This is a genomic window from Vibrio sp. MOR3 (genome assembly GCF_001557775.1).
Classification (GTDB): Bacteria; Pseudomonadota; Gammaproteobacteria; order Enterobacterales; family Vibrionaceae; genus Vibrio; species Vibrio jasicida.
Genome location: NZ_LNRD01000004.1, coordinates 306,996 through 327,316, shown reverse-complemented (window position 1 = coordinate 327,316; position 20,321 = coordinate 306,996). Strand labels below are relative to the sequence as shown.

Genomic DNA, 20,321 nt, shown 5'->3' with positions numbered 1-20,321 from the left:
AGCTCAACAACCCTACACAAAATCGAAGCAAATAAGGTAAACCTTGCCGGATTCTGAGAATGGCCTCACTTAAAGTGGCGAGCCCTTCTCCAAAGCCAATAATCGCTGTTTGCGCTCTACCCCGCCCGCATAACCAGTGAGCTTGCCACTTTTTCCAATCACACGATGGCACGGCACCACAATCGAAATAGGATTCTTACCATTCGCCAGTCCCACCGCTCGTACCGCCTTCGGATTGCCGATGGCATTCGCCAAGTCTTGGTAGCTCCATGTTTCACCATAAGGAATGGTCGTTAGCGCATGCCAAACTTGAGTTTGGAAATCAGTGCCTGTCGCTGCAAGTGGCAAGTCAAATTCGTTACGCAGCCCAGCAAAGTATTCTTCCAATTGAGTAACAGTCTGACTGAGCACTGCATGTTGATCATCACGCTCACCCAAATCATCTGGTTTGGTGGTACACGTTTCAAACCAAATTCCGAGCAAACCTTGATCGTTAGCTTGAATGGTCACAGCGCCTAACGGACTTGGCATTACCGTATAAAGTGATTTCATGATTGATTCCATAAGTGAAAAGTCGCGTAACTGCCCCAAGGCGATGCAGTATGAGCATTCAATGACGGATAGTTTGGCATGGTTTTCTTCACCACCAAGTCTTTATCTAAAAAACAATCGGGCTGAGATTGGCCACGCAATTGCGCATAGCTCACCGTCCACGGACCAATGCCTTTTAATTCCAGCCATTGCTGCGGATCGGCTTCTGGGTTTTGCTGCATGTACTGAGCAAATCGCACGAGCGTGTCTTTACGGCTTTGCGGCATACGCAAGAAGCTAACATCGGCATTAGCAATCGCTTCTGGCGTTGGAAAGTGGCGCGCATGCTGATCGCTGCTGAGTGTTTCCACTAACAAGTTAAGTTGCCCAATTGCGGCTTTGACCGACACTTGTTGACCCAACACGGCACGTACACCGGCTTCCCACGCACTCCAGACGCCCGGAATCCGAATCCCGTGGGTTTTCACCAATCCAGGCGCAATGTATTCCAGGTGCTGCTCGACGGTGCAAATATCCGCATCGAGATCGAACATTCGACGCACGCCAGACACAAGGTTTTGCAGCTTAGTAACATCTTCAATATCAAACTCTATCTCAAGGTAGCCCTCCCCTTGAGTAGCCTTGAATCGTGCATGGCAATCATCCAGCACAACATTGCGCTGGTAGGTGTTTTGCTTAACTTGCTCCATCCCCTCAATCGCACGCAGACGATAAAAATCGAGCATGTGTTGCCAGTTCAACGCGCCCCGATAAGGGAGCACGATTCGATTCGTCCCTACGCCATCAAATTCCTTTCTGCGCACTTGGGAAGGTGTCAGTTGGAGGAACTTTTGAAACGCATCGTTGAATCGTCGAGTGCTGTTAAATCCTGCGGCAAAGCCAACTTCAGTGACTGACATCGAACTCGAATGCAAGAGCTGCTTAGCAAACATCAACTGCTGATACTGCGCATATTGCTTAGGTGACATCCCCAAATATTGCTCGAACAGCATGCGCAAATAACGATCTGAGATCCCGAGACGATCGGAGAGATCCGCGAGGGACCTATGGTGCAACTCACCACGATCGATCATTTTGATCGCACGTTGAAATGTAGTTTCAACCCCTTTCCAAGCCCATGATCCTGGCGCACTGTCTGGGCGGCAACGTAAGCAAGGGCGGTATCCGGCCTTCAGTGCCTGCGTCTTGTCAGTGAAGTACTCAACGTTTTCCTCTTTGGGCAGATTGGCTGGACAAATTGGTCGACAAAAAATCCCAGTGGTTTTGACTGCAACGTAGAAACGACCGTCAAAACGGCTGTCACGTGCCATGCGCGCTTTTTGGCACTGCTCGAACGTCAACAATGTATGGGGATGGATAAGCATGATGCTGTCCTTGCTTTCGCATTGGGTGCTCTATAGAGCCGCATATTCGGTTACAACTCAAACGGTATAACTTCATTGTAGAACGAAGGGTTACTGTAAATTAGCCATTTTCGGAACTCAATATTGAGAATTTTTGGCATTAGTAAATTTGTGCACTAGAGTTAAATCAGAACAACACAACAACGTCGGCTAAAGGGAATTGGCATGGACTTACATACGTGCGTGATTGTACTTAGAAATCACAAGGTTATTACCAGTAAATCAGTCGAGCACTCTATAGGGATTATTGAGCGCGACTCTGATAACGAGATTTCAGAAATTCAAATCAATGCGTCGGATGGTGTGAGTATACGCACCTACCACTACCATAGCGTAGAGGACTCGCTTGAAAGCTTAATGAATCTTTAAACACTCCTTTCTCCCTTGTTAATCGTAAAAACAAAAGAGCACAGAAATGTGCTCTTTTTTTTGCTCAGTATTTACGACATTCTTATTTCAAAATACAAAACACGATTGGAAAGTTATTCGAAATGTTGCGACTTCCATAAACAAAAACACCATAGTAACGAACAATAAAAAGATCCTAAAATTAGCCTAAAACCCTGTATTTGTTACGTTAAAAATGTTCCATCAAATTTCTCGAACGAGAGCATCAAATTGTCCCGATTTTTTCTTCTGAACCCACTACCTAAACTTGCTCCAACAACAAAGAGGCGATCACCCCAAATAAGTAGAATTTCCGAGGAAGGATAAAATCATGAAAGCACTGCTACACAAAATCACGACTTCAAATGCAGGTTACAGCGCACTCACCCTTCGCATTCCGGTTGGCATTATCTTTATGGCGCACGGTGCACAAAAACTTTTCGGCTGGTTTGGCGGATACGGCCTTGAAGCAACAGGTCAGTGGATGGCATCGGTCGGTTTAGGCCCAGGCATGTTGATGGCACTCCTTGCGGGCAGCGCAGAATTCTTTGGCGGCTTATTCATCTTGCTTGGTCTTCTAACTCGACCAGCGGCTGTGGCTCTAGCATTCACCATGGTGATTGCGATTTTCTCGGTTCATTTCGAGAATGGTTTGTTCATGTCGAACAACGGTTACGAATTTGGTCTCGCATTACTGGCAGCTTGTGTTTCTCTCGCATTTTCTGGCGCAGGCAAAGCGGCACTGGATGGCACACTTCATCAAAAACTGGCGTAAAGCAGGTTCGTCATGGGCCTAAATTCTGCCATGACTCTCGCTTCAAGCATCACGCTGAATTTATAAACATCTGTGAATTTACGCAAACCAATACAGAAAGCCCCTTGGTTTATACCAAAGGGCTTTCGTTTAAATTTGCACTGGATCGCAAAAGAAGAAATTACTCGTCTGCCGGAATGTCCGCAATTTGCTGCAAGCTGTACGCCGTTAACGGGTCAATCTCTTTCACGATTTCTTCAACCTGCTTAATCGCTTCTACAGACGTGCTGGCTTTGCGATAGCTCAAATAGATAGGACGGTACCAATCTTCTACGCCAGATACCTTGTGAAGCTGCCCGCTTGCAATGAACGGCTCAACCAGAGACACCGGTAGGTAAGCACTGCCGCCCTTCTCCAAAACGAAGTCTAACGCGATACGCGCGGTAGAAGTGCGAAGGTAAGGCGCAGGGATTTTAGGGTGGCGTTCTGCATGCTCAGACGCAAAGCGTGTGCCCCAATCTACGTAAACGTATTTCTGCTCAAATACGGTTTCTAAACAATCTGGCTTAGTTGAAACCAACACAAGCACCACATCAGCGACTTTTTTACAGTTCAGCTCATCCGCTTTGATTTGGTCGAAAGCAAACGCCATATCTAGCGTGCGCTCAAGCAGGCTGCGGCTTAGCATCTCACGGCCCATGACTTCCGCCATAAAGCCATAACCGCCGAAAGAGTCAGTAACAACACTTAGACAGTTTTGTAAGTAAGCATCCCAAATGTTTGGCGTTCCCCCCATGGTCAGCTGTAACGCTTTACCATCTTCGAGGGATAATTCGAGCTTGGCTTGCTGCAAAGTGGTAACCATCACCTCTGCATAGCCTATTAAACGCTCACCTGCAGAGGTCAACTTTATGTTATTTCGATCACGAATAAACAACTGCGTATCGAAATAACTTTCCAATTGTTTGATGCGTGCGCTCACCGCAGCTTGTGTAATATACAAGTTCTCAGCAGCTCGTCCGAAGTGACGAACCTTTGCCAGCTCTAAAAATGTTCGAAAGACCTTTACATCCATAAACCATCTCCTGGTCAATATAAAACCAGATTAACAACTAATTAAAATTTTGACGACAAAAAAGTTTTGTTTTTCTTTTGTTAGCTTTGCGCCTAATTTTCGCCGTAATTCATCACATTCATCAATAACGGTTACAGAGGCTGTTGATATGTCTGACACTGAATTTCGTCATGGCAAAAAACGTTTTTACGACAACGTAAAATTCCCACGCGGCTTTGCAAAGTCTGGCGATTTTACTCTTTCAGAAGAGGAAATCCTAACAATTTATGGGGATACTATGCTTGGCTTAGAGTCAGGCGAGTTGACACCTGAGAACAGCGAAGAAAAACACTTCGTAAAAGTTCTCGAAAACCCAGGCAAAGCGAAAACTAAGATCGAGCGCACTTGGCTAAAATACGTACAGCTAGCTCGTGGTCGCAAGCGCTTCCACACGCTAAATGGACGTAACAAACAAGAAGCGACAGATGATTATGCGGAAGAGAGCCTAGCAGAAGACGATTAATCGAATAGCCGAGCTATAATGCTTGGCTAAGCCGCCAAAAAATACAACTTGGTGGTGTTGCAAAACCATTTCTTTTCCAAAAGCCCGAAGGTGACATTCCTAAGGGCTTTTCATTTTTTCCGAACAACTATTTGGCGAGTGATTATTTCGCTAACATGGCTACCTTCTTCAAGAAGCTGTCTTTCAGATGCTCTTGGTCATATTCCAAATGATAGGTGTTGTGGAACCCCACCGTAAGCTCCACACCATTGCCTCTCAGAAACACGTTATAGCCATCGTAATCAGAATAGGCCTCTATCCCTTCATACATCTTGCCAAACTCAGTAGGCGTGCCGTTGTTCATCACACATTCGTATGCTTGGAGCACTTTGGTTGCGTCTAATTCGTTTTTCATTGCGATTCCCTCAGCAATAAACACACTTAAAGTATGGATAAGGAAGAAACGCCGTGCCACACCATAGATTGCGTGAGATCATAACTTCAGCATTTTTCTTCCCTTTCTCCTACGCAACTCCATTCAATTCGGCTCGCTCGTTCAGCCAAAAAACTTAATTTCAGTCATAAATTTTACATGCTAATCAACTAGGCTTGCTTCACGGCTTTGCATAGATTCAACTCGAAGCAAACGTAAAAACCGCCCAGAAAAGCAACATTGGTTAAAGAAAAAGCAAATTTTTGACCTAAAACAATAGCAGTTCAACATTACTTATTTTATAATGCGAATTAATGTTTCAGAACATCTTAAATTCCAATAACTAGGGGCACAAAATGAGACTTATCCCGTTAGCTCAAGCAGCACAAGTAGGCAAGTGGGCAGCAGCACACATCGCTAAGCGCATCAACGACTTCAAACCAACTGCTGAGCGTCCGTTCGTTCTGGGTCTACCTACAGGTGGCACTCCTCTAGCAACTTACAAAGCATTGATCGAACTTTACCAAGCTGGTGAAGTGAGCTTCGAACACGTTGTAACTTTCAACATGGACGAATACATCGGTATCCCTGCGGATCACCCAGAATCATACCGTTCATTCATGTACACCAACTTCTTCAACCACGTAAACATCCAAGAAGCGAACATCAACCTTCTTAACGGTAACGCGGAAGATCACGAAGCGGAATGCCAACGCTACGAAGACAAAATCAAGTCTTACGGCAAGATCAACCTATTCATGGGCGGCGTAGGTAACGACGGCCACATCGCATTCAACGAGCCAGCATCTTCTCTGTCTTCTCGCACTCGCATCAAGACACTAACTGAAGACACTCGTATCGCGAACTCTCGTTTCTTCGATGGCGACATCAACCAAGTTCCTAAATACGCACTAACTATCGGTGTTGGTACGCTACTAGACGCTCAAGAAGTGATGATCCTAGTAACTGGTCACAACAAAGCACTTGCTCTACAAGCAGCAGTAGAAGGCAGCGTAAACCACCTATGGACGGTTTCTGCACTTCAACTACACCCTAAAGCAGTGATCGTTTGTGATGAGCCTTCACAACAAGAGCTTAAAGTGAAGACAGTTAAGTACTTCTCTGAGCTAGAAGCGGAAAACATCAAAGGTTTCTAATCCTTCGGATAACAACCAAAGATAAACGCTGAAGACACAAAACCCGTGAGTCATCACGGGTTTTTTCGTTTTTAAAGACTGGCAGGTTTGAAGGTGTAGGAATTTAAACAACCGCTAGCGAGGCGTTTAATAAGCTTGAATACCAAACTGGCGCAGACGTTTCGGCAATACCTCATCGAGCTTATCTAACTCACTCGGTTCGACCTCAATGAGGTTGAAGTTATGCTGCTCGTAAACCGCACGAATCTTCTCTCGCTCCGCTTCTAACATCTCACCGGTGTCGCTGCCCCAAAACTGCAAATAGACTTTGCCACCCGGTAGGTAGAAATCGCTTGTCACGTCTTGGTCGATCGGCAGTTGGCGCTCGTAAGCATGCACCACACCAGCCAAATACAGCCAGTTATCGATCAGCAGTTCTCCTTTAGAACGAACATAATGCCCGTCTAAAGTACGGTGCTTAGCTTCAAACTTCTGGCGAAAACTAGAAAACGACTTATCTGTGGAATGGGACTCGGCATCTTGACCTAAAAACTCAATCACAGACTGCTTGAGTCGCTTGTTACGCAGCACTACATCGTGCCACACCACAAAGGTGTTCTGCGACTCTTTATCGGCTCTCTGTTGACCACCTGCGCGGATTCCGGCTTCGGTTAAACTCCAACCTTCTTCGGATTTGCTGATCCAGCCTAATTCACTTAACAGCTGGTTCATGCGCTTGGCATTGAGCTTCAGCTTCTCGCCCAACTGGGTTGCGCTGTAGGTTTTGCCAGACGTTGCAGCAAGCTCGATGTGCAAGTTGGTCGGCCAAACAATAAATTGCCCGAATTTAGGGTGATCGACATACTCACCGCCGAACTTGGCGCCCTCTTCGGTCAAAATCCATTTCTCGTCTTGACGAACGATGTAACCAGCGCGTTTGAGATCCGCAAACAGCAGCTTGGCTTCTATCTGACGCATTTTTGCCAGCGCCGACGTCGATATTTTTTCAGACACGATTCATGCCTCCTGCTACTGTTTGAAATAAGATGATGACTTGGATATTAACGCATTGATTTCATTGCTTGAAGTAAGAATAGTTGGGATTTCCTATCCACAACAAAAAAGGAGCGCTTTGGCTCCTTTCTCTACATCGAATTGAATCGGCTTAATTATTCGCGAGTTTGGCAAATTTGCTGTAGGTGCTGATTTTGCCATTGATGTACTCGATACCACTGTGCACATTGTTTTCTGTATGACCAACAATTTGGTATTCGACGATGAATTCACCGCTGATGACTTTGATGAACAAGAAGCCGTCGCTGACCTTCCATAAGCCCTGTAAACCACGCTCACTGAACAAGTCTTTTTCCATCAGCGTACCATTTGGTTTGAGCTCTAAAATCGATGAGAAACCGTCGACGTTCACTTTTACCCAAGGCTGTTGATGCACTTCGTAGCTGAGGATTTTGCGGCGTGTTTTCGCCCACTCACGCAGTTCTTGCTCTTGCGCTGGGGTAAGAATTGGCAGGTCTTCCATCTCCAATAGGGTGTGATGTTTTTCGTACCAGAAAAGTTGCAGATGGAGTAATTTCATTCAGATTAACGGGGTTTCATAACGACAAAGCGCAACTTTGCGCCAACCCTGATGGTAAGTCAACCAATGAAACGAAAGAGTGCAGTTTTCACGAGGGTTAAAAACTGCACGTTCCCACGATGGGAAAACGGTGCCCAATAACGAGCACCGGAGCATGTAAGTGTCTATACGACCCAGAAAGAATTATGCGGCAAACAACCTTGGTAATTCCGCATGATCACACGCTTGATTTAAGCGCTGCTGGGCAGTTTGAATGTGCGCACGCCAATGTTCATCTTGCGCCCACATCTCAATCACCAATGGCACGACGCAGTCTGTCTCTTTGAGTGTGCGGAAGATGGCATCGAAGTTCACTTCACCATCGCCAATCACCAGATCGCGGAACTGACCTTTGTATTCTGGCGTCACGCGATACGTGTCTTTAAGGTGGATTTGGGTAATGTGTGGCTTACTCAATTTCAGCTCAGTACACACGTCATAGTTCCAACCAGAGATATTGCCCACGTCTGGATAAGCAGTAAAATACGGCGAGTTCACTTCGCGATTGAGCACCTCAAACTTACTCAATGAATTGAGGTAATCGGTGTCCATGATTTCGACAGCAAGCATCACACCTGCGCGCTCTGCCAGTTTCGCCGCTTCCTTCATACCTTCAATAAAACGCAAGTGGGTAGCACGGTTTGCTGGCTCGTAATACACATCGTAGCCAGCTAATTGAATGGTACGGACGCCAAGTTTGTACGCCAATGCGATCGCCTTTTCCATGTGCAGCACGGCTTGTTCGCGAATCTTCGGATCAGCCGAGCCAAACGGGAACTTGCGGTGCGCGCTCAAACACATTGACTGCAATGGCATGCCGTAGCGTTCACACTGGTGACGCAGGGCATAAATCGTCTCGTCATCCCAATCTAAGCGGCTGCGGCGCTCGTCTGATTCGTCCACCGAGATCTCAAGAAAGTCGAAGCCTAATTCTTTGGTCACGCTGAGCTTTTCTTCCCAGCTCAACTCGTTCGGCAACGCTTTCTCATACAAGCCAACACGATGACGTTGTAGGTTCTGATACATGTCGCCCCCTAGTTCCAGTAACGGTCGATTTGCGCTTTTAATGCTTCTGCGGTTTCTTGCCCTTTGTCGCCCGCCAATGCACGACCTGCGATAAAGGTTTTCGCTTTGATGCCTTCGAACAGGTAGATGTCTTCTGGCACGATACCGCCCGTGATAGAGAGCTCGATACCTAGCTCAGAGAGTTGACGCATCTTGTTGATGTCAGCATCTGTCCAGCCAATCCCTGCCAACTCTGCATCGCGAGAACGGTGGTAAATCGCTTGAGTGATACCGAGATCCACCCACGCTTGCGCATCTTCCATCGTCCAGTTGCCGTAGATTTCGATTTGGATTTCGCCGCTAAACTCATCCGCGACTTTCTTACACGCTTCGATGGTCGCAATATGCGCTGCGGCTGAAACCGTAATCCAGTCAGCGCCTGCTTCAAACGCCATGCGAGACAAAATCGCGCCGCCATCAGTGGTCTTCATATCGCACACTAGAATGTGGTCTGGGTGGTTCTTACGTAGCGTCGAGACCGCATTCATCCCTTCTGCAAACGCGAGAATGGTGCCCACTTCAATCACATCGACATAGCTGTGCACATTGCTTGCAACCGCCACGGCGTCAGTTAGGTTAGTTTGGTCTAAAGCGATTTGAATCATTGGTTTGGTCATGATGCTTATCCTTGAATTTTTTCACGTATCAGACGAGCTAAGCCGTCGTTATTGTTATCGGTTTCGCACACCAAACGGGCGCTTGAGCGTACCGTATCGTCTGCGTTATTCATGGCAACGCCTAATCCGGCGTAACGGAGCATGGAAATATCATTGTGGTTATCGCCTACGGCAATGACATGATTCGGGTGATAACCCAACTCAGAAACGTATTCCGCCAGTCTTAAACCTTTGCTGTTGCCTTTTGCTGCGAAGTCGATGCGATTCGACCACGAGCGTTCGCCGTTGAATTTCTCTTTCACCCATGGGTTTTCAATCAAGCGTTCTACCGAGCTTGGTAAGCCTTCCACCACGAATTTCCACACGAACTCGGTATTGCGCACTTCTTCACTGAACGAGTCGACTTTGTAGATCTTCGGTTGAAGGTGCTCAGGCGCGGTTTTCGCCCACTTTTCCAGCGCTTCCATGTAATGAATTGGGTTGTAGTTTGAGTACGTCATGGCATCGGTTACGTACATCACCATCTTGACCTGAAACTCCTTCGCCAAGGCGATGAACGTCAGCGCGTCTTCCTTATCGATGGAGTTGTGCTTGAGCACTCGGTCATTGTGGTAGTCATAAACATAAGTGCCGTTGCAGCAGATGATAGGCGTGGTAAGACCCAACTCATCGTAATACGGACGTGCCGCAGTGTGATGGCGTCCGGTGACAATCACCACGTGACACTTCTGCTGCGCTTCTTGAATCGCTTTTTTCACCTCTGGGTGAATGCTGTGGTCATCGGTGAGGACGGTTCCGTCTAAATCTAAAGCAAGCACTTTGTACATGTCGTTACCTCTGCCCGTAGTAGGCGTTTTCACCGTGCTTACGCAGGTAGTGTTTGTCTGAAAGCTCAGGCTGGATCTTGATGCCGCTGTTGAGTGAACGCGTTGCTAATGCCATGGCAGAAATCTCTTCCAATACCACTGCGTTGTGCACGGCATCGTCAGCGTTGGTTCCCCAAGAGAAAGGCGCATGCCCTGCTACAATCACGCTTGGCACTGCCATTGGATCGATGCGGCGTTGACGAAACTCTTCCACTATCACTAAGCCAGTGTTCTTCTCGTACTCTTCGGCAATTTCGCGTTGTGAGAGCTTGCGAGTACATGGAATGTCGCCGTAGAAGTAGTCGGCATGAGTCGTGCCCAGCGCAGGAATATCAATCCCTGCTTGCGCCCAAATCGTTGCGCTGCGTGAGTGGGTGTGCACCACGCCGCACACTTGTGGGAACGCTTTGTAGATCTCGATGTGGGTCGCGGTATCGCTGGATGGATTCATGTTGCCTTCCACCACATTGCCGTCTAAATCGACCACCACAATGTGCTCAGCGCGCATGCCATCGTATTCCACCCCCGACGGTTTAATCGCAATCACGCCGCGCTCGCGGTCAATCTCAGACACGTTGCCCCAAGTGAAGGTCACCAAACCGTATTTCGGTAGTTTGAGGTTGGCTTCGAGCACACGTTGTTTCAGTTCGCTGTACATGATTCCTCCTTAAGCAGTAACAGCCAGAGCTTCATCAATCACGTTGAATACATCGGTTTTGCTGCGGCAACGGCGAAGCTTGTCCAAATCCACGCCCGTTTCGCTGTCTTCATCATCCAACACTTGGGTCACTTCCATCAGACCTTCCATGTGCTCATCGGAAGAGCTGCCCGCTAGCGTGATTAGCACATCAACTGGCTCGTCTTCGCCTTCAAAGTAGATTGGCTCTTCTAGCGTAACCAGTGCGAAAGCAGTACGAATTACGCCGTTTTCTGGGCGTGCGTGTGGCAGTGCCAAGTTAGGCGCGATGCAGATGTAAGGACCTAACTCTTCCACGCTGCTGATGATGGCGTCGTGGTAAGAAGGCTGAATCGCACCAGAGGCAATCAACATGTCCGTACCAATCTTGATGGCTTCACGCCAGTTAGAGGCTTTTGCTTGCAGTTTGATTGAGTTGTTGTCGATCAGTGATTGTTTTAATCCCATTGTTCTATCTCCAGTTTGGGTGCCGTGACTTTGGCTTTCCGAAGCCCGGCACCACTGTTGTCATCCGCTGTTTGTTATTGGTTTCTTATCTCTTCATTGAGAGATATTTGGTCATGCTGTTTTATTTTGCTGGTACAAAGTTTTTATTGATGATGTCGAGTAGCTCGTCACCGAAGGAGTTAGGGTTAAGCATGTTTTGCACCCCGAGTACAAACTTGCCTTCACCTGGCTCCATCTCTGCAGACAGGTGCTTCGACGATACGATGATGTCCGTGCTCGCAAGCTTCGACTTGTAGTCCGACACTGCGCATGAGTCCATCACGTGAGGAATGCCTTTCTTCTCTAGGTATTTGCCGATCTTCATTTTCATCATCATCGATGAGCCTTGACCGTTACCACATACTGCTAGGATGCTGACTGGGCGCAGACCGTCGCTCGCTTTGATTGCTTGCTCTACCGCTTCAATCACTTCTGGCTCTTCACTGATTTCTACTGTGCCTTGCGCGTCTTCTTCAGCACGTAGCGTGCGAGAGGCGAAGAACATGTAAACCAGAGACAGACCAACAAGAACGAAGAAGAACATTTTCGATGCAGACAGACCTTGCATGATTGGTGGGAATACAAGCGCCCAGTCCGCCATGCCCATCCAGCCGTTGAATTCTGTGCCGTGTTGGCTAAATAGGTGGATAGCCCAAGCAGAACCTAGCACCTCGATGATGCCCATCACGAAACAGATCTTCATCACCGCTTTCCAACCACCGAAATGGTTAGCAAATACGCCGATGGTCGCGTTAGAGAAGAACATTGGAATGAAGCCAGGGATGATCATGATTGGCGCATCGAATGCCAACATCGCCAGTACTGCAGCGAACTGACCCAGCGCACCCCACATGAAACCAAATACCATTGCGTTTGGAGAGAATGCGTAGATAGCCGCACAGTCAATCGCCAATACCGCATTTGGAATCACACGCTCAGAGATGCCTTTGAACGCTTCAGACAGCTCAGCAACGAACATACGAACACCGGCAACAATCACCTGAATCGCAACAGCGAATTTCAGACCCGTTTCTAGGATGTAGATAGTCCAGTGTGTAGTGCCTGCCATTTCTTGAAGGTTATCAAGACCGAATGAAAGCAGAATAATGCCGAAAAACACCGTCATCACGATCGCCGTTGCTGCGATGCTGTCGTGGAAGATATGTAGCCATTTAGGCAGTTCTAGGTGGTCAACGCTGTCGTTCTTATCACCCAGTTTTGGCGCGACTTTTGTTGCAATCCAAGACGCGACCTGTTGTTGGTGACCAATAGAGAAACCCGCCCCGCCGGTGACTTCTTCAGTTGGCTTGAACATGATGTTGGAGGAGATACCCCAGTACAGCGCCATTAACACCGCAGAGTAAATGATGGTTTCCCACATGCTTGCGCCAAGCACAAAGTAGAACACGGCAATCAGACCTGCTTGCTGGAACATGATGTGACCAGTCAGCATGATGGTGCGGATACCCGTGTAGCGGCGGAACAGTACCAAGAGGATGTTGATACCTAATGCTAATAGAACGGCGTAACCCACCCAAGAGTAGTTGTCGCCCATCGCTTCCATGGTAGACATCATGGAGGTGTAAGGGTCAATGACCGAGCCGGTTAGCCCGTGGTATTCGGAAAGTTTGGAGATCACAGGTTTGAAGCCAGCAACTAGGGTGCCCGCACCCACTTGAACCAGCATGAAACCCACGATCGTTTTGATGGAACCTTTAATGATGGTGGTGGCGTCTCTTCTCAGCAACCAATAGCCAATGCATGTTACCAAACCCAGCAGTAGTGGGGCTTTGGTCATAACTTGGCTGTAAAAAATATAGAAGATGTCGTACAAGAACTCCATATCTTTACCCCTAGAGTGTTTTTTATTTGTAATCGTATGTAGGTCAAAGTGATTCCATCTGATGTCGCAGAATCTACTCAGTTTTTGCTCACGAAATAAACTCTAACAATCAAAAGTAATCACGCAATGCTCATTTGTGATTATTTTGATATTTATCAATTTTGCCCTCCAAAAAACCACACAAATGGTAAGTGGATCACACATGAAAATTAAATCACCAATAAATACAACGACTTATAAATTCTTGTGATGAGGTTCAGATTTTCATCAGTCTTGAATTTGACAATCAAGAGCGTGATTAATAGAATCAAAACAAATCACAAGTAATCACCAAATAATCACTAGATACACATTTCGGTGAATTTGAATCAAATAGGGTGATGGGTATGAATGAAGTACAAAGACACAATGGCATTCTGTCTTTACTAGAAGAAAATCAGACGATTAACGTCTCACACATTATTGAGAGCTTTAACGTCTCTCCAGCTACGGCTCGCCGTGATATATCTAAGCTGGATGAGCTAGGCAAACTACGCAAAGTACGCAACGGCGCAGAACGCGTCGAAGCAGAAAAGAAAAAATGGTCACCGCTGAACATCAACAGCACTGAGTATTACGAAGAAAAATCCTTGATTGCGATGCAAGCCGCTGAGCTTTGTCAGCCTGGCGACAGCGTGGTCATTAACTGCGGTTCGACCGCTTTCCTACTTGGGCAGAAGTTGTGTGGGCAAGACGTGCAGATCGTCACCAACTACTTCCCATTGGCAAGCTACCTGATCAATGAAGACCATGACGATGTGATCATCATTGGCGGTCAATACAACCGTTCACAAAAACTGTTCTTAAATCCGGCGCCCAACTCGCTTGGCAGTTACGCAGGCAATTGGATGTTCACCTCGGGTAAAGGGTTAACCGAAGCCGGACTCTACAAAGCCGACATGTTAACCGCGGTGGCTGAGCAGCAAATGCTTGAGCAAATCGACAAGCTCGTCGTCGTCGTAGACAGCTCCAAAGTGGGTCACAGAACGGGCATGTTGTTCTGTCCTACTGAGAAAATCGACATTCTGATCACTGGCAAAAACGCCAACCCAGAAGTCATCAAAGCGATAGAAGCAAAAGGGACACAGGTCATTCTGGTCTAACGCGCCCTAGCCTCTTTCTCAAATAAATAAAAATAATTCAGCTCAGTGCCTTAACCACAAATTAAGGCGCTCGGCTCCCTACATCCCAAATTTAATAAAAATTGTGAAACAAAAAGGTGTTGCTATGAGTAAAGTAAATGAAATCACTCGTGAATCTTGGATCCTAAATACATTCCCTGAGTGGGGTACCTGGTTAAACGAAGAGATCGAAAATACGGTGGTAGAACCAAATACATTCTCGATGTGGTGGCTAGGTTGTACAGGTATCTGGTTGAAGAGTGAGGGCAACACCAACATCTCTATCGACTTCTGGTGTGGTACGGGCAAAAAGACGCAAAAGAACGCTTTCATGAAGAACCAGCACCAAATGATGCGTATGGGCGGTGTCGAAGCGCTGCAACCAAATCTACGTACTGCTATCTTCCCACTTGACCCATTTGCTATCCAAGAGATCGACGCAGTAATGGCATCCCATGACCACGCTGACCATATCGACGTTAACGTTGCGGCAGCGGTACTGCAAAACTGTGGTGACCACGTGAAGTTCATCGGTCCACAAGCATGTGTCGATTTATGGATGGGCTGGGGCGTGCCAGAAGAGCGTTGTGTGGTCGCGAAAGTGGGCGATGTGCTTGAAGTCGGCGACATGAAGATCCGCGTACTGGATTCATTCGATCGCACTGCACTTGTCACGCTACCAGAGGGCACTTCTTCTTACGATAAAGAAATCCTCGACGGCATGGACAAACGCGCGGTGAACTACCTGATTGAAACCTCAGGCGGCTCGGTTTACCACTCTGGTGACTCACACTACTCGAACTACTACGCCGCACACGGCAACGAATACCAAATCGACGTGGCACTGTTGTCATTCGGTGAAAACCCACGTGGCGTGACTGACAAGATGACGTCTTCTGACATCCTACGCGCAGCAGAATCGTTGAATTGTGATGTCGTGATGCCATTCCACCACGATATTTGGGCTAACTTCCAAAACGACCCACGCGAAATCGAAGTGTTGTGGAACATGAAGAAAGACCGTCTGCAATACAAGTTCGCACCGTTCTTTTGGCAAGTTGGGGGCAAATACACCTTCCCAACCGATAAAGGTCGCATGCACTACCAACACTTCCGTGGCTTTAGCGATATCTTCAAAAACGAACCAGAGTTGCCATACAAAGCGTTCTTGTAATTCCGTCGCAACGTCAGACAGCGAAAACCAAAAGGGCTCTCAATTGAGTCCTTTTTTATTGCAGAAACTTCAGATTATACAGAGCGCATTTTATGCGACGATTAACATTCGCTATCTATAAGTAGGAGAGCTTTCAGAGAGACTAACGCTCTCAAAAACCCCAGACGCTAGCGTACATCTACAAGCATTCTAATAAATGCCAACTTCGCTCTAACTTACGCTCAATATCCACAATATCCATCTAAAACCTCGAAGATAAACCACTTAAAATTTAGCTACTTAGACATCTTTAATCGACAAAAATCATTTGATGTACTGCTTACAAGTCCAATGTTAAATTGGTTTCGGTTAGTACATCCGAGTGCAATGTGTGACTGCGTTCGATGTCGCTTAAGTGTCAAATCTCCAAGGATGGAGTACCCATCAGACACTTGAGTTCCACTTGATGTATGCTCTTATTTTTAATATCAAAAAGGACTCACTAAGAGTCCTTTTTTCGTTTAGACAACCGTTAATCTCAGATAGCACGCAAACCGCGTCAAACTTCGGTTCGTCATTAATGGGTTAGTTGATAATGAGTCGAGCGTTAATCGGCTGGATAGGGCGATTGTTCTTGCCCATGATGTCCATAAACGCTTTCACTTGCGCTGCAGATACCGTTTGAACCTCTTTTAGTACCAACCAACGAACACCTTCAGAACACGGAGGTGTCGTTAACGAACCATTGAATCGGTAGTAGCTGTGCTTAGAAGGAACAAGAGACTTGATGCTCACAGGTTCAAAGCTGGTTGTTTTGCCTTTTTTAAAGTCATGGTTTAGCAACTTCTCCAGTGTTGGGTTTTCATCTCCTAGCTTATAGAAGACTGCCACAACCGCTAGATTGCCATCCTTATCGGCATGAACAAAGTGCGCCTCTAGCGGGTACTCTTCTCCGTTGATGTGGTTTTCAGATGGCGTATGGAAGTGAAATTGAGAAAGCGTGTACTTTTTATCGTCAACCAGTAGCGTATTATTGCCCTCAACACTGGCTTGCAGAGTATGACCATTATCAATAGCTGAAACGGCATGACCTAAATAGTTGATGTGTATTTCATCCATAATACCCAACACGGTTGATTGGATATTAACAGGACTTTGGTTCTTACCTTGCTGACAATCTTCAGAGAATTTACCCCAAAACTCAGGCCCATTCTCGCCTTCGTATCCCCAATGCTCAGCATGTGCTGCAGAACTTAATAAAAGGCCAATCGCTAACAGTGATTTCTTCATCTTATCCTCATTTAATAAATTATTAAAAATCAGATAATTAGTAAAACCTCAAAGTCATTGCAATGTCAGATAAATGCAAGCACACCCATATTCAACATTTATAAAAACAAATTAAACAAATATTTAAATCACTTTGGGACAGAACTAATAGTGAGATTTGTATTTCACCATCAGACTAGATTATTTCAACATACAAGAATCACAGCAAAACTGCTTGAAGCCTTATTCTTATACTTTAATAATCCAAACGCAAAACGAACATCGTCTAAAACGACATCAATTTACCTCGTCATAAAAAACCAAACTCTAATTCAGGGTTTATTGCCAACTAAAACTATCATTTAAAAGGACATACGATTATGAGTGAATATATCTACGTTTATGATGAAAAAATCTTGGATGAATACCTAGATAAAGTGAATGCTCGTAAAGATATGGTTAATCGATCGACATTAAGATTACTTGCCAATGAGCTTAAAATTGAACTTTCAGTCGGTAGGCTTAAAGCAAAAGAGTTTTATGACTATATAAGAAGGCCCAAGAACATCATTAGGCTATTGAAGTAGGGACTATTTAATAATCTGCTCCAGATATTTAGATTTAGCTTCAACCACAGCTGAACACATTGAAACAGAACGTGAGTCATATACTATAGCTTTCATCAAACGTTACTACACAATTGTTTGGTTTCACTTTGTTTCCGTAGATGTAATCATCTACTTTTCCTGCTATTGATTCTTTGCAGCTTTAATCATTTAAAGCTGCTTTTTTTCAGTATCGACTTATTGTGAGTATTAGGCATAGAAACGACTGCGAATAAACATAATTTTTCATGCATCATGATACGCAGCAGTTTCTTTGGCGTACTTCGATGCTATCTCTTTTCAAGCATACCTTTATCGACAATGAAGTCTATGATTTCCTGCAGCCCCTTACCTTCTTTTAGGTTGGTAAACACATAAGGTTTTTCTGGACGCATTCGAGCGGTATCCGCTTCCATGACCTCTAATGATGCTCCAACATAAGGCGCAAGGTCTATTTTGTTGATAACAAGCAAATCAGAGCGTGTAATGCCAGGTCCGCCTTTGCGTGGAATTTTCTCCCCTTCCGATACATCAATCACATAGATCATCAAGTCAGCCAGTTCAGGGCTAAACGTGGCACTGAGATTGTCACCACCACTTTCGATAAATACCACGTCTAGGTTTTTGTGCCGCATAGAGAGTTCCTCCACTGCAGCGAGGTTCATCGAGGCGTCTTCTCTAATCGCGGTATGCGGGCAACCACCAGTCTCGACCCCAATAATACGCTCTGCATCTAAGGCTTCTGCCTGAGTGAGTATCTTTGCATCTTCTTGCGTATAGATATCGTTAGTGACGACAGCGATCTGATAAAGATCTCGGAGAGTTTTGCACAGAACCTCTAGCAATGCCGTTTTACCAGACCCAACAGGTCCACCAACGCCAATTCGCAAAGGTTGTTTGTAGTTTTCTTGCATAAGAGTTGTCCAAATTATGGATGGAGTTAAAATTCGATGTGTAATTATTTAATGGCTAATAATGAAAAAGCCGAACGTTATTGAAAGTCACCAATTAAGAGGATGATTTTGAATGGCAGTCATCAAGGAACAGATGATGTTTTTTTAGTGAGTATTGGAGTATTAAATAAGGCACTGAGTTGTGAATGGTTTGAGAGTGATTAGGCAAACTCATTGGCGAAGTTTTTGACTAACTAACCCGTAAATATTGATAACGAAGGTTTGCAATTTTTATCATCAACAATGTCTACATGATTCGACTGGTAGGTTATGTCTCCTAACCACTCTCGAAGCAAAATATACAATAAAAGCCTCACCATTCCATTCCGATATCAGCCCATAAAATTTAGAATTAGAATTCAGGCTAAATTATCTGAACATTGTGACTTCATATCTACATCCTAAGATGTTCAAAATACTTCAAGCACCATCTCTGCATAAAGAACACTATTACTAGGTGTGCTATTGATCCTCAATTCAGCTATCTGACTCGTAATCTTAATTTTCATGATTGATAACAACAAAAACATTATTCATTACTTTCAATAAGTTAAATAAAAAATCAATAGCGCCTATTTAGATTTGAGCTCAAATTACTGAGATAAGACACTTTCTTTGATGAATTTATGAAAAGAACAAAGGAGTAGCGTTATACTGTGCGTTGTACTGTCGCATGGATGCTTTTCTTTTAGCCCAACTTACTGCCTGTAGTAAGCCCAATTATGAGATAAGCAATAGTGGAATATAGATATATTGAAATGTTCAAACCAGTGAAGCTTGAGGAGTTTTACGTAGAGTATCACTACATTGTCAACATCGCCTTCGCAAAAGGCACCGTTTACATCAATGAACAACAAATCACCATCGATGGCCCGTCAACCTTAATCATCCCTCAATTTACCTGTTTGTCGTGTAATTTGACTCAGAAATCGTCGTTCTCACCATTACAGATTCAATTGTTAATCGTGACCGATGACATGTTAGAAGGCTTGCTACTTCAACTTCCTCAAAAGCGTAGGTTCATCAAAAATACCGTAGCTCATCAACTCCCAACACCAGTGGATGTGGACAATAACTTTCAACTACTCAAAGAAGTGTATGACTCATTAAGTAGAGATGCTTTGAAAATCATGCTTTTAGAACAAACGCTATATTTTATACTGCTCTCTCTTTGCGAATCTGGTATCGATGTTTTCAATGTCTTTCAGTTCAATTACGAAGAAAGCAAACGTGAAGTCATCGCACGAATGATCACAAAGGAACCACAAAGAAAGTGGCAAATTCAAGATGTCGCCAAGCAGCTGTTTACCTCTACCTCAACATTAAGAAGGCATTTGCAGAAAGAGAACCTGTCGTTTAGCCAGCTATTGGTAGATGTAAGAATGGGGCTTGCATTGAACATGCTAACGTTCACTTCCTACAACGTTTCACAGATCAGCAACCGCTGTGGATTTGGTAGCGCCGCTTATTTTTGTGATGCCTTCAAGAGAAAATATCACTTAACGCCATCACAGTTCCGAGCTCAGTCTAAGAAGACCAGTGATGCGTCACTTGTCTCCACAAGAAGTGACGATGTGAGCTAACAACGCTCTAGTGGATGACGGATCGAGCGTAAAGCCTTGCGCTTTCTGCTCACTCTATTTTGCTTTTCATTTAAATCACCAATCATTGCGTCCAGGTAACGTTTTCTCTCGTCCTTCAGGAGTATGGTGTTTCGCTTTATGCACTAGAAAACTTCACGATATACCCAAGC

Annotated in this window: 22 protein-coding genes; 8 read left to right on the top strand and 14 right to left on the bottom strand. The window is 45.4% G+C overall.

Translation table 11 applies throughout. From position 1 onward, the window contains the following. Positions 1 to 69: 69 nt before the first annotated feature. Positions 70 to 552, bottom strand: coding sequence for a methylated-DNA--[protein]-cysteine S-methyltransferase (locus tag ATB76_RS11260; RefSeq protein WP_005434707.1), 483 nt, complete (start codon positions 550 to 552; stop codon positions 70 to 72). Next, complete coding sequence (locus ATB76_RS11255) at positions 549 to 1,916, bottom strand: AlkA N-terminal domain-containing protein (RefSeq protein WP_061035205.1); 1,368 nt, start codon at positions 1,914 to 1,916, stop codon at positions 549 to 551. The genes ATB76_RS11260 and ATB76_RS11255 overlap by 4 nt, the downstream gene beginning before the upstream one ends. 204 nt (positions 1,917 to 2,120) lie before the next feature. Here ATB76_RS11255 and ATB76_RS27200 point away from each other — a divergent pair, with 204 nt between their 5' ends. Both ATB76_RS27200 and ATB76_RS11250 read left to right on the top strand, forming a co-directional pair. Then, positions 2,121 to 2,324 carry a hypothetical protein gene (locus tag ATB76_RS27200; protein WP_038869796.1) on the top strand — a complete coding sequence of 68 codons (204 nt, stop codon included), beginning with the start codon at positions 2,121 to 2,123 and terminating at the stop codon, positions 2,322 to 2,324. A gap of 349 nt (positions 2,325 to 2,673) precedes the next feature. Beyond that, a complete protein-coding gene (locus tag ATB76_RS11250; protein ID WP_038869797.1) occupies positions 2,674 to 3,117 on the top strand; it encodes a DoxX family protein in 444 nt (147 codons plus the stop codon). 160 nt (positions 3,118 to 3,277) lie between these two features. Here the strand turns inward: ATB76_RS11250 and ATB76_RS11245 are convergent, their stop codons facing one another. After that, on the bottom strand, positions 3,278 to 4,171 hold the full coding sequence (locus ATB76_RS11245; protein WP_038869799.1) for a LysR family transcriptional regulator: 894 nt from the start codon (positions 4,169 to 4,171) through the stop codon (positions 3,278 to 3,280). A gap of 148 nt (positions 4,172 to 4,319) precedes the next feature. Between ATB76_RS11245 and ATB76_RS11240 the strand changes: the two genes are divergently transcribed. Beyond that, positions 4,320 to 4,673 (top strand): DUF413 domain-containing protein, encoded by a 354-nt coding sequence (locus tag ATB76_RS11240; RefSeq protein ID WP_038869800.1) that lies wholly within the window; start codon positions 4,320 to 4,322, stop codon positions 4,671 to 4,673. 142 nt (positions 4,674 to 4,815) lie between these two features. Here ATB76_RS11240 and ATB76_RS11235 read toward each other — a convergent pair whose 3' ends face one another. Continuing rightward, the gene (locus ATB76_RS11235) at positions 4,816 to 5,067 is read right to left on the bottom strand and encodes a DUF3081 domain-containing protein (protein WP_038880154.1); all 252 of its coding nucleotides are present in this window, start codon (positions 5,065 to 5,067) and stop codon (positions 4,816 to 4,818) included. 374 nt (positions 5,068 to 5,441) lie between these two features. Between ATB76_RS11235 and nagB the strand changes: the two genes are divergently transcribed. Beyond that, the gene (gene nagB / locus ATB76_RS11230; RefSeq protein WP_038869802.1) at positions 5,442 to 6,242 is read left to right on the top strand and encodes a glucosamine-6-phosphate deaminase; all 801 of its coding nucleotides are present in this window, start codon (positions 5,442 to 5,444) and stop codon (positions 6,240 to 6,242) included. 126 nt (positions 6,243 to 6,368) lie between these two features. Here nagB and ATB76_RS11225 read toward each other — a convergent pair whose 3' ends face one another. From ATB76_RS11225 to ATB76_RS11190, 8 genes are all read right to left on the bottom strand, one after another. Further along, entirely contained in the window at positions 6,369 to 7,235 is an 867-nt protein-coding gene (locus tag ATB76_RS11225) for a hypothetical protein (protein WP_061035204.1), read from the bottom strand. 151 nt (positions 7,236 to 7,386) lie between these two features. Further along, a complete protein-coding gene (locus tag ATB76_RS11220) occupies positions 7,387 to 7,815 on the bottom strand; it encodes a hypothetical protein (protein WP_038880148.1) in 429 nt (142 codons plus the stop codon). Positions 7,816 to 7,998: 183 nt separating this feature from the next. Beyond that, on the bottom strand, positions 7,999 to 8,880 hold the full coding sequence (locus ATB76_RS11215; protein WP_038898432.1) for an L-ribulose-5-phosphate 3-epimerase: 882 nt from the start codon (positions 8,878 to 8,880) through the stop codon (positions 7,999 to 8,001). Positions 8,881 to 8,888: 8 nt separating this feature from the next. Then, entirely contained in the window at positions 8,889 to 9,536 is a 648-nt protein-coding gene (locus tag ATB76_RS11210; RefSeq protein WP_038880142.1) for a 3-keto-L-gulonate-6-phosphate decarboxylase UlaD, read from the bottom strand. A 5-nt stretch (positions 9,537 to 9,541) separates the two neighbouring features. Further along, positions 9,542 to 10,363, bottom strand: a complete 822-nt coding sequence (locus ATB76_RS11205; protein ID WP_061035203.1) for a Cof-type HAD-IIB family hydrolase — start codon at positions 10,361 to 10,363, stop codon at positions 9,542 to 9,544. 4 nt (positions 10,364 to 10,367) lie between these two features. Next, positions 10,368 to 11,060, bottom strand: coding sequence for an L-ribulose-5-phosphate 4-epimerase (locus ATB76_RS11200; RefSeq protein ID WP_061035202.1), 693 nt, complete (start codon positions 11,058 to 11,060; stop codon positions 10,368 to 10,370). Between the two features lie 9 nt (positions 11,061 to 11,069). Further along, complete coding sequence (locus tag ATB76_RS11195; RefSeq protein WP_009702554.1) at positions 11,070 to 11,546, bottom strand: PTS sugar transporter subunit IIA; 477 nt, start codon at positions 11,544 to 11,546, stop codon at positions 11,070 to 11,072. Between the two features lie 121 nt (positions 11,547 to 11,667). Next, on the bottom strand, positions 11,668 to 13,428 hold the full coding sequence (locus tag ATB76_RS11190; protein ID WP_061035201.1) for a PTS ascorbate-specific subunit IIBC: 1,761 nt from the start codon (positions 13,426 to 13,428) through the stop codon (positions 11,668 to 11,670). Positions 13,429 to 13,814: 386 nt separating this feature from the next. Here ATB76_RS11190 and ulaR point away from each other — a divergent pair, with 386 nt between their 5' ends. Both ulaR and ulaG read left to right on the top strand, forming a co-directional pair. After that, positions 13,815 to 14,570: an HTH-type transcriptional regulator UlaR gene (ulaR, locus tag ATB76_RS11185; RefSeq protein ID WP_038869808.1), complete on the top strand. Its 756-nt coding sequence runs from the start codon at positions 13,815 to 13,817 to the stop codon at positions 14,568 to 14,570. A gap of 124 nt (positions 14,571 to 14,694) precedes the next feature. Next, positions 14,695 to 15,762 carry an L-ascorbate 6-phosphate lactonase gene (ulaG, locus tag ATB76_RS11180; protein ID WP_045422910.1) on the top strand — a complete coding sequence of 356 codons (1,068 nt, stop codon included), beginning with the start codon at positions 14,695 to 14,697 and terminating at the stop codon, positions 15,760 to 15,762. Between the two features lie 564 nt (positions 15,763 to 16,326). Here ulaG and ATB76_RS11175 read toward each other — a convergent pair. Continuing rightward, positions 16,327 to 17,031 (bottom strand): carbonic anhydrase family protein, encoded by a 705-nt coding sequence (locus tag ATB76_RS11175; protein WP_038869811.1) that lies wholly within the window; start codon positions 17,029 to 17,031, stop codon positions 16,327 to 16,329. Between the two features lie 359 nt (positions 17,032 to 17,390). Between ATB76_RS11175 and ATB76_RS11170 the strand changes: the two genes are divergently transcribed. Further along, positions 17,391 to 17,597, top strand: a complete 207-nt coding sequence (locus ATB76_RS11170) for a hypothetical protein (protein WP_038869812.1) — start codon at positions 17,391 to 17,393, stop codon at positions 17,595 to 17,597. Between the two features lie 308 nt (positions 17,598 to 17,905). On the opposite strand, the gene ureG is transcribed toward ATB76_RS11170, so the two are convergent. Next, complete coding sequence (gene ureG / locus ATB76_RS11165; RefSeq protein WP_038869813.1) at positions 17,906 to 18,529, bottom strand: urease accessory protein UreG; 624 nt, start codon at positions 18,527 to 18,529, stop codon at positions 17,906 to 17,908. A gap of 776 nt (positions 18,530 to 19,305) precedes the next feature. Here ureG and ATB76_RS11160 point away from each other — a divergent pair. Beyond that, positions 19,306 to 20,151, top strand: coding sequence for a helix-turn-helix domain-containing protein (locus ATB76_RS11160; RefSeq protein ID WP_038869815.1), 846 nt, complete (start codon positions 19,306 to 19,308; stop codon positions 20,149 to 20,151). The last annotated feature ends 170 nt before the right edge of the window (positions 20,152 to 20,321 follow it).

What these genes read in the sequence shown, in the direction of transcription:
- ATB76_RS11205 (WP_061035203.1), bottom strand. Translation starts at nt 10,363, where the DNA reads ATGTACAAAGTGCTTGCTTTAGATTTAGACGGAACCGTCCTCACCGAT.
- ATB76_RS11215 (WP_038898432.1), bottom strand. Translation starts at nt 8,880, where the DNA reads ATGTATCAGAACCTACAACGTCATCGTGTTGGCTTGTATGAGAAAGCG.
- ulaR (WP_038869808.1), top strand. Translation starts at nt 13,815, where the DNA reads ATGAATGAAGTACAAAGACACAATGGCATTCTGTCTTTACTAGAAGAA.
- ATB76_RS11240 (WP_038869800.1), top strand. Translation starts at nt 4,320, where the DNA reads ATGTCTGACACTGAATTTCGTCATGGCAAAAAACGTTTTTACGACAAC.
- ATB76_RS11220 (WP_038880148.1), bottom strand. Translation starts at nt 7,815, where the DNA reads ATGAAATTACTCCATCTGCAACTTTTCTGGTACGAAAAACATCACACC.
- ATB76_RS11255 (WP_061035205.1), bottom strand. Translation starts at nt 1,916, where the DNA reads ATGCTTATCCATCCCCATACATTGTTGACGTTCGAGCAGTGCCAAAAA.
- ATB76_RS11260 (WP_005434707.1), bottom strand. Translation starts at nt 552, where the DNA reads ATGAAATCACTTTATACGGTAATGCCAAGTCCGTTAGGCGCTGTGACC.
- ATB76_RS11235 (WP_038880154.1), bottom strand. Translation starts at nt 5,067, where the DNA reads ATGAAAAACGAATTAGACGCAACCAAAGTGCTCCAAGCATACGAATGT.
- ATB76_RS11200 (WP_061035202.1), bottom strand. Translation starts at nt 11,060, where the DNA reads ATGTACAGCGAACTGAAACAACGTGTGCTCGAAGCCAACCTCAAACTA.
- ATB76_RS11195 (WP_009702554.1), bottom strand. Translation starts at nt 11,546, where the DNA reads ATGGGATTAAAACAATCACTGATCGACAACAACTCAATCAAACTGCAA.
- nagB (WP_038869802.1), top strand. Translation starts at nt 5,442, where the DNA reads ATGAGACTTATCCCGTTAGCTCAAGCAGCACAAGTAGGCAAGTGGGCA.
- ATB76_RS11210 (WP_038880142.1), bottom strand. Translation starts at nt 9,536, where the DNA reads ATGACCAAACCAATGATTCAAATCGCTTTAGACCAAACTAACCTAACT.
- ATB76_RS11170 (WP_038869812.1), top strand. Translation starts at nt 17,391, where the DNA reads ATGAGTGAATATATCTACGTTTATGATGAAAAAATCTTGGATGAATAC.
- ATB76_RS11190 (WP_061035201.1), bottom strand. Translation starts at nt 13,428, where the DNA reads ATGGAGTTCTTGTACGACATCTTCTATATTTTTTACAGCCAAGTTATG.
- ulaG (WP_045422910.1), top strand. Translation starts at nt 14,695, where the DNA reads ATGAGTAAAGTAAATGAAATCACTCGTGAATCTTGGATCCTAAATACA.
- ATB76_RS11175 (WP_038869811.1), bottom strand. Translation starts at nt 17,031, where the DNA reads ATGAAGAAATCACTGTTAGCGATTGGCCTTTTATTAAGTTCTGCAGCA.
- ATB76_RS27200 (WP_038869796.1), top strand. Translation starts at nt 2,121, where the DNA reads ATGGACTTACATACGTGCGTGATTGTACTTAGAAATCACAAGGTTATT.
- ATB76_RS11250 (WP_038869797.1), top strand. Translation starts at nt 2,674, where the DNA reads ATGAAAGCACTGCTACACAAAATCACGACTTCAAATGCAGGTTACAGC.
- ureG (WP_038869813.1), bottom strand. Translation starts at nt 18,529, where the DNA reads ATGCAAGAAAACTACAAACAACCTTTGCGAATTGGCGTTGGTGGACCT.
- ATB76_RS11245 (WP_038869799.1), bottom strand. Translation starts at nt 4,171, where the DNA reads ATGGATGTAAAGGTCTTTCGAACATTTTTAGAGCTGGCAAAGGTTCGT.